Origin of the sequence: uncultured Thiodictyon sp., from assembly GCF_903828115.1 — a bacterium.
Classification (GTDB): Bacteria; Pseudomonadota; Gammaproteobacteria; order Chromatiales; family Chromatiaceae; genus Thiodictyon.
The window spans coordinates 1-7,484 of the sequence record NZ_CAIKKU010000198.1; the positions used below are offsets into that span (position 1 = coordinate 1).

General features: G+C 65.8%; 5 protein-coding genes. 2 read left to right on the forward strand and 3 right to left on the reverse strand.

Features of this window, described 5'->3' with window-relative positions; genetic code table 11:
- Nucleotides 1-223 precede the first annotated feature (223 nt).
- On the reverse strand, nucleotides 224-1,045 hold the full coding sequence (gene lgt, locus QZY48_RS07225; protein WP_295429553.1) for a prolipoprotein diacylglyceryl transferase: 822 nt from the start codon (nucleotides 1,043-1,045) through the stop codon (nucleotides 224-226).
- Between the two features lie 214 nt (nucleotides 1,046-1,259).
- Between lgt and QZY48_RS07230 the strand changes: the two genes are divergently transcribed.
- Both QZY48_RS07230 and QZY48_RS07235 read left to right on the forward strand, forming a co-directional pair.
- Nucleotides 1,260-5,855, forward strand: coding sequence for an SdrD B-like domain-containing protein (locus tag QZY48_RS07230; RefSeq protein ID WP_295429556.1), 4,596 nt, complete (start codon nucleotides 1,260-1,262; stop codon nucleotides 5,853-5,855).
- Between the two features lie 99 nt (nucleotides 5,856-5,954).
- Nucleotides 5,955-6,755: a PEP-CTERM sorting domain-containing protein gene (locus QZY48_RS07235; RefSeq protein ID WP_295429559.1), complete on the forward strand. Its 801-nt coding sequence runs from the start codon at nucleotides 5,955-5,957 to the stop codon at nucleotides 6,753-6,755.
- A gap of 90 nt (nucleotides 6,756-6,845) precedes the next feature.
- Here the strand turns inward: QZY48_RS07235 and nhaD are convergent, their stop codons facing one another.
- Both nhaD and QZY48_RS07245 read right to left on the reverse strand, forming a co-directional pair.
- Nucleotides 6,846-7,151 (reverse strand): sodium:proton antiporter NhaD, encoded by a 306-nt coding sequence (nhaD, locus tag QZY48_RS07240; RefSeq protein ID WP_295429562.1) that lies wholly within the window; start codon nucleotides 7,149-7,151, stop codon nucleotides 6,846-6,848.
- 3 nt (nucleotides 7,152-7,154) lie between these two features.
- A partial coding sequence (locus tag QZY48_RS07245; RefSeq protein WP_295429566.1) for a hypothetical protein occupies nucleotides 7,155-7,484 on the reverse strand: 330 nt, incomplete at its 5' end.

Consider the following 7,484-nt stretch of genomic DNA (forward strand, 5'->3'; position numbering starts at 1 on the left):
AGTCCTCTCGACCGCTAGCTCGATGGCCAGCGTGCGGGGCGGCGTAGTCAGGGCTTCCAGCCCTGACTGTTCCAGCCCCGACACCGTCAGGCCAGGATGGCCTGACTACGCACTTTCACGGTAAAGCCTCGACCGCCGGTTGCGGACGGACCGCTACTGGCCGGGGCGATGATCAAGGCCGCCCCGAGTTGTCCAGTTACCGGGGCGGGACGCCCCGGCTCCTTTAACGGCGACGGTAGGCGATAACCAGAAAAAGGCCGCCAAACAGGATCATGGGGATGGAGAGTAGCTGCCCCATCGTGAGCCAACCAAAGGCGAGATAACCCAGTTGGGCGTCCGGGGTGCGGACAAACTCGATGAGGAACCGAAAACACCCATACAACAGCAGGAAGAGCCCGGACACCGCCATCAGCGGGCGCGGGCGGCTGGAGTAGGTCCACAGGATCAGGAACAGGACCAAGCCCTCCAAGCCCGCCTCGTAGAGCTGCGACGGGTGCACCGCCGGGCTCAGCAGGGCGTCCGGGCCCTGGTCCGCGCACTGACCCGGGAACTGGGCACAGGGCAATTGCACCCCCCAGGGCAGGTCCGTGCGGTGCCCCCAGAGCTCCCCGTTGATGAAGTTCCCGATGCGCCCGAACAGCAGCCCCGTGGGCACCAGCGGGACGATGAAGTCGGCCACCTGGAAGAAGTGCAGCCCCTGCCGACGCGCGAACAGGGCCATCGCCGCGATGACCCCGATCAGGCCCCCGTGGAAGGACATGCCGCCCTCCCAGACCTTGAAGAGATTCAGCGGGTTCGCCAGGATCTGGTCGAACCCGTAGAAGAGCATGTAGCCCAGCCGGCCGCCGGCGATGACGCCGATGACGCAGTAGAAGATCAGGTCGTCCACCATCTCGGTCGTCCAGCCCGAGCCCGGCCGCGCGGCGCGCCAGCGCCCCAGCCCCCAGGAGCAGGCGAAACCAGCGAGATACATGAGTCCGTACCAATGGACCCGCAGTGGTCCGATGGCAACGGCGATGGGGTCGAGGTCGGGGTAGGTCAGCATAGGTGTAAATGGTATCACGGACGCCTCACCGTGCTCTGGGCCGACCCTCGCGTCGGGTGCGATCCAGACTGATGTCATCTCTCCCGCGGCTCGCGCTGTGCCCTTGCGGTGAACTGTCCTGCGGTGTTAAGTTTCCCGCGACTTCAGCCGCGGTGCGGTTAGACTTTCTAATCCATCGGCGACAACGGACCAACCGCCAACCCAGGGGGGACTTATGTGGCTCGCGAATCACAGACCCGGAGCCTGGTACCTGCTGCCGCTGGCCTGGCTCATTGCCCTGTCGGCGCCCCTGTTGGCGCCCCTGTCGGCGCAGGCGGCGACCCTGACCCTGACCAAGGAGGCGCCGGCCTCGGTCCCGACGGGCGCGACCTTCGAGTACCGGCTCTCCTATTCCTGCACCGCGGTGACCCAGGGCGAAAACTGTCTCGCCGCCTCGGTCACGGACGTGATGCCGGCCGGGGTGGAGATCGTGAGTTGCCTGGGCAACGCGGCCCATCAGCAGCTTCCGGGCGGCGTAAGCTGCCTCACGGGACTCAACCGCACCGCCAGCTTCTACTTCAGCCAGTCCCCGCAGTCCGCCAATGCGCCCGGCACCCTGCCGGCCGGGTCCACCGGCACCCTGGTGATCCAGGCGAAGTTCACCGCGGGCAGCACCCCCAACGGGTCCCAGGCGATCAATTACGCGACCATCAGGGCCAGCAACGCGACCACGGTCAACAGCAATTTCGTGACCACCACGGCGACGGCCACGGACCAGCTTTATATCGCCAAGGCCCGGTTGGCGGCGAACAGCGCCAAGGGCCAGGAGACGGCCTATCAGGTCAGCGTCTGTCAGCCCGCCAACAACACCATCGGGGCACTCAACGCGACCAACATCAGCATCGCTGAGTCGATCCCCGCCGGGGCCTCTTACGTGACCGGCTCGGCCAGCACGGGCGGGGTCTTCACGCCCGGAACACCGGACCGGATCCTCTGGGCCGGGCCCTATAACCGCCCCGTCAACTCCTCCACTACGACTGCGTCCTGCACGACCGTCAGCTTCTCAGTCCTCTACCCCAGTGACTTCGTCCCGACCTCGGTGACCAATACCGCTCAGGCCACTTACACCCCGGCCGGGGCCAGCCAGAAGACCATCGAGGGGAGCGTCACCCATGGATTCGTGACCGGCACGGCCGGGGGGACCTTCTCTAAGAGCAATACAGGCACCATCGCCAATACCTATCCTATTGACCAGCAGCCCGGATTCGACTGGCGGATCTCTCTCGCCAACACCGGGTCGGTGGCTCAGCAGAACGTCGTCGTCGAGGACGCAATCCCGGCCCAGGCGTTGGTCAACCAGATCTCGGTCGGCAGATTCATCCCCTACTATTCCCTCTCGGTGCAGTACCAGTTGAAGGACAACGGGACCACTTGGTACGACTTGCCCGGCAACCCCTACACAGCCCCGGCCGATGTCGCGATTACCAGCTTGGACCCGGCACCCACCGACGCCAACCCGGTCACCCGGGTCCGCTGGAATCACGGCACCATCCCGCCGGGGTATCAGCGCTTCGATAACAACGCCAGCTCCTATCACCGGGTTCGGGTCACCTTTCGGAACCCGGACCGCAACGGCAACCCGGTGGCGGTGCCCACCGCGGTTCAGAACGTGGCAACCTACAGCGCCACCAACCTGACCCTTACCAATGCGACCAACACGGTGACGACCTCGGCCGGCCTGCCTGTCGCGCCACGGATGGATAAGAGCGGCGACACCTCGTCCTTTCCCACGGGCCAGAACTTCACCCCTGGCACCCAGACCACCTACACCCTGACCCTGACCAACAACAGTTCTACCAACGGGCCGGACCTACGCAACGCGGTGATCCTGGACGCCTTGCCCGCGACCACGCAGTACCTGAGCCACACGGTCGCCTACGGGACCGGCGTCACGCCGCCCGCCCCCGCGGACGCCCCGGTCTTCGCCCAGTACCCCAATCCGACCGGCAGCGGCACCGTGTTGCGTTGGACCTGGCCGAATCTGGCCATCCCGGCCGCGACGTCCGGCCCCCCGGCCACCCCGGCCCGCGCGATCACCGTGAATATCACGGTCAGGGTGCTAAGCGGCGCGTCCGGGCTCCCCGGGCAGTACACGAATCTCGGCATGTTGGCGGGTCTGAGCAACGGCGACGTCGTCACCACGAACTGCCGCCTCCAGCCGGCGCCGGTGGACACCAATGACCTGGACCAGGACGGCAACCGCACCGAGACTTTGTGTGTCTCACGCAACGCCCTATACAATATCCTGCCCAACGCCAGCCTGAACTCCGTGAAGCTGGTGAAGGGTGCTTGCGCGGGCAACACGGATTACGCATCCACCGCAACGACCTATGGCAACGGGCCGCTCAGCTACCGGCTCACCGTCAGCAATCCGGGCAATGTTTCGGTGAACCGCGCCATCTTCTACGACATCTTTCCCTATGCGGGGGACCGCGGCGTGATCTCCGTCGATGCACGGGGCTCGGACTGGGCCCCGGCGCTGACCGGCGCGGTCAGCGTGCCCTCGGGGGCGACCGTGGAATACAGTCAGAGCACCAACCCCTGCCGTCCGGAGCTGTTCGGCGGGACCGCGGGTCAGGCCCTGCCCTCCGGCTGCACCAACGACTGGACCGGCATCGCACCCACGGACATCACCTCGGTCAAGGCGCTGAAGGTGAGCTTTGGTACCAATATCACCATCGCCCCGGAGGACGCCCTGCGCTTCTCCTGGCCCATGCGCGCACCCGTCAGCGCCCAGATCGCGGAACTGGGCAACAACTCATTCGGCTATCTCGCCACCCGCACGGACGGACTCACCCCGGCCCTGCAGGCGGCGGAGCCCAATCTGGTCCAGACCACCATCGACTGTAGCGAGGCCCCGCCCTTCATCGGCGATTACGTTTGGCATGACACGAACCGAAACGGGATTCAGGACACGGGCGAGGTCGGGATCAACGGTGTGGTGGTGGAACTGTGGAGCCCGGGCGCGGATGGCCAGGCGGGCGGAATCGACGACACCCTCGTCTCCGCAACCCTCAGCGCCGCGGATGGCGCCGGTCACAACGGTTTCTACCGTTTCGGGGACCTCCTGCCCGGCAGCTACTACGTCCGCTTCACGCCGCCTGCGGGCTATTCCATCTCCCCGCAAGAGCAGGGCTCGGATCCGGAGAAGGACTCTGACCCGGACCCCCTCACCGGAGAGACCGCGGTCCTGACGGTGGCGCTCGGAGGCGGGCGCCTGGACATCGACATGGGCCTGGTCGAGGCGACCACGGCAACCGTGGGCAACTATGTCTGGATCGATCGCAACGGCAACGGGGTCCAGGACGAATCCCCAAGCGACGGGCTCAACGGGGTGCCCGTCGATCTGCTCGGCGACGGCGGCCAGGTGGTCCGCTCGACAGTCACCGCAGACGACAGCTTTGGCAACCCCGGCTACTACCTGTTCCGCGATGTGTCCCCCGGCACCTACAGCCTCCAGGTCGACCGTCGGGGGACCTTCGCCAGCGGCTTCACCACCGCCAATGCGGGCACCGGGTCCAACGACTCGCGCATCGCCGTCGACGCGGCGGGCCTCGGCACGGGCGCCCTATTCAGCCTGGTGGCGGGGTCCGTGGTCCTGAACCAGGATGCGGGTCTCGTTTTCCCGGCCGGCCCCCTGAGTGTGGGCGACCGCATCTGGCTCGACCTCAACAACAACGGTATTTACGAGCCCGCGACCGAGTCCGGGATCGACGGCGTGACGCTCTATCTCTACGCCGACACGAATGGCGACAACCTCTACACCCCGGGCGCGGATCGCTTTGTGGCCTCCACCACTAGCTTTACCAAGACGGGCTTTCCAGGCTTCTACGAATTCACCGGCCTGCCGGCAGGCAGCTATGTGCTCCAGGTGATCCCGGCCAACTTCGCCACCGGCGGAGCCCTAGCCGACACCATCCCCTCCACCGGCAGCGGCAGCCCGCCGCCGGACCCGGATAACGATCTCAACGACAATCTCGACCAGAACGCCTACACGGACGCCCAGGGGACCGTGGCTACCAAGGCCATCACGCTGAGCGTCGGCGGCGAGCCCTCCGGCGACCACAACCCAACCCTGGACGCCGGGTTCGTCACGTTCGACACCCTGGTTGCCATCGGCAATCTGGTTTTTTACGACGTGAACGCCAATGGGAGATTCGACCCTTCCCTGGGCGACACCGGGGTCGACGGGGTCGCGGTGAAGCTCTTCCAGCAGGGTCAAAACCCCCTGACGGCGACTCCGGCGCGCACCACGCTCACCAGCGGCGGGGGCTTCTATCTCTTCGACCTGGTGCCTCAGGGCAACTGGTTCGTCTATGTCCCGAAGGAAGAGTTTGGGACCGGGGGTCATCTGGCGGCCATGGCGTCTTCGCCAGGCAACGGCGGCGACAACGCCTACGACGACAATTTAGACGAGAACGGTCAGGACGGCGGCACCCCGACGACCCAGGGAGTGAGCACCCATGTCTTCGCACTGGCATTCGGCACCGAACCAACCGGTGAAGTCGGCGCCGGCGCCCACGACTATCCGGGGCTGCTGCCCGACGACAGCGTCAACCTCACCGCGGACCTGGGGTTCCTGGACACTTGCACGACCATCTGCGATGTGAACAGCAGTGGGCGGGTCGATGTCATCGATCTCAACCTGATCGGGGCCCGCCGCGGGACCCGTGTCAGTCCACCGGGGCGGGCCTATTCGGGCGACTGCAATCGGGATGGGGTCCTGAGCATCAACGACCAACGGGCCTGTCTGCCCTTTAAGACGCCCTAGCCCTGGGGCCAAACGATCGCCCGTAACCCCGTGGTCCCTCGCCACGGGCGCCGCGGGTCCGAGCACAAGCCAAGCGACCAACCGGTGGGGCACGACGACATGAAGACTGATTGGGCCAGACGACTGCTCGGGGCCGCGGCACTCGCGCTCTTGCCCGCTCCGAACGCGCTTGCGATCCCCGAGTTGCAGCTTGTTCCCGATTCTTACAGCTTCGTCCCAGGCTCCGGGGGCGGGACGGAGACCATCAGCGTCGATGTTACGATCACCGGCCTGGACAACGTCACCGCGGTCGCCGGTTACGATTTCGGCATCATCTATGACCCGGCGCGCATGGTGCTGACCAACTTCAGCGGCTTCACCGACAAGCTCGGCACCCCCGACAACTCCACAGTTTACAACGAGGATTACCTGGGCGACGTGAACAGCCTGTGGGACTACCGGGCGCCCCATCCAGACCTGGGGGCCTACACGGGGCCGGTGCTCGGCACCCCGGGCATCACGGGGCAGGGGCAGATCAACCAAGGGTCGCTGCGTTTCACCCAACTCTCGTACCTCGACCGGTCCGCCCTGATGGCGCTGCAGGATTACGCGGCCAACTCAAATCTCCTCCTCTTTACCTTGACCTTTCAGGTCGACACCGGCTCGAACTGGAGCAGTTCGATCCGGTTCGTCGATGACCGCGACTATGCCGGCTATCCGGGCATCGGCAGCCTGTTGGACATCAAGCTCAGCACCCCGACCGATCCCAACGCCGAGACCCCGAGCTATCTGACCCGAACGGGAGTCAGCGTCGAGGTACCCGAACCCGCGAGCCTGATCCTTGCCCTAGTCGGCCTTGGCGTATTGGGCGCTAGGCGCGCGAAGTCGGCGCCAATAAGCAGGCTGCGAGTAAGGCGATGAGGACGTAGGCAAGGAGGCGGGTCGCTGCATTGGCCACAGGCACCCAGACTGCATACAAAGGCTGCCGGCATGTCCACCGAAACCCGGCCGTCAACCATTGATCAACAGATGCACCCAGATACTGGCGAAATACCCGAGCGCAATCGCCGGGGTCCACTTCAGGTGCCCGAAAAAGGTGTAGATGCCGCGCGCCTGCCCCATCAGGCCGACGCCGGCCGCGGAACCGATGGACAGGAGTGAGCCGCCGACCCCCGCGGTCAGGGTCACCAGCAGCCACTGGGTCTGATCCATCATGGCGGGGCGGCAGGGACGCGGCACCATAACCGAACGGCGGTCACAGACCAAGCCCGACGCCGCGCATGACAGCGAGGCGCCGAGGCGCCTCGTGACCCGCACCGGTCAGAGTTTGAGTACGACGACGTTCACGCCGTCTTCCTGACCCAGATCGAAGGTGTTGTGGCTGAGTTTGGCGACCGTGCCGATCGTCTCGGCAACAAAGGCGGGATCGGCCCCTGCGTTGATGACCAGACCATTGCCCGACCCGTCGTCGACCACGAGCGTCGCCGCATCGGGCCTGGTCACCGAGATGCCCGCCGCGGGCGAAAGGATGGTGAGATCCGCGTTCAGGAAGCGCACCGACAGCGACGAGGCATCGCGATTGGCCTCGACGAACGCATCGGCCGCGTCGAGCGCTCCGGTCTTGACCTTCTCGATCAGACCAAGGGCCGC

Bases quoted from the DNA above. Each gene is read 5' to 3' on its own strand.
- lgt (WP_295429553.1), bottom strand. From the start codon at position 1,045: ATGCTGACCTACCCCGACCTCGACCCCATCGCCGTTGCCATCGGACCA.
- QZY48_RS07235 (WP_295429559.1), top strand. From the start codon at position 5,955: ATGAAGACTGATTGGGCCAGACGACTGCTCGGGGCCGCGGCACTCGCG.
- QZY48_RS07230 (WP_295429556.1), top strand. From the start codon at position 1,260: ATGTGGCTCGCGAATCACAGACCCGGAGCCTGGTACCTGCTGCCGCTG.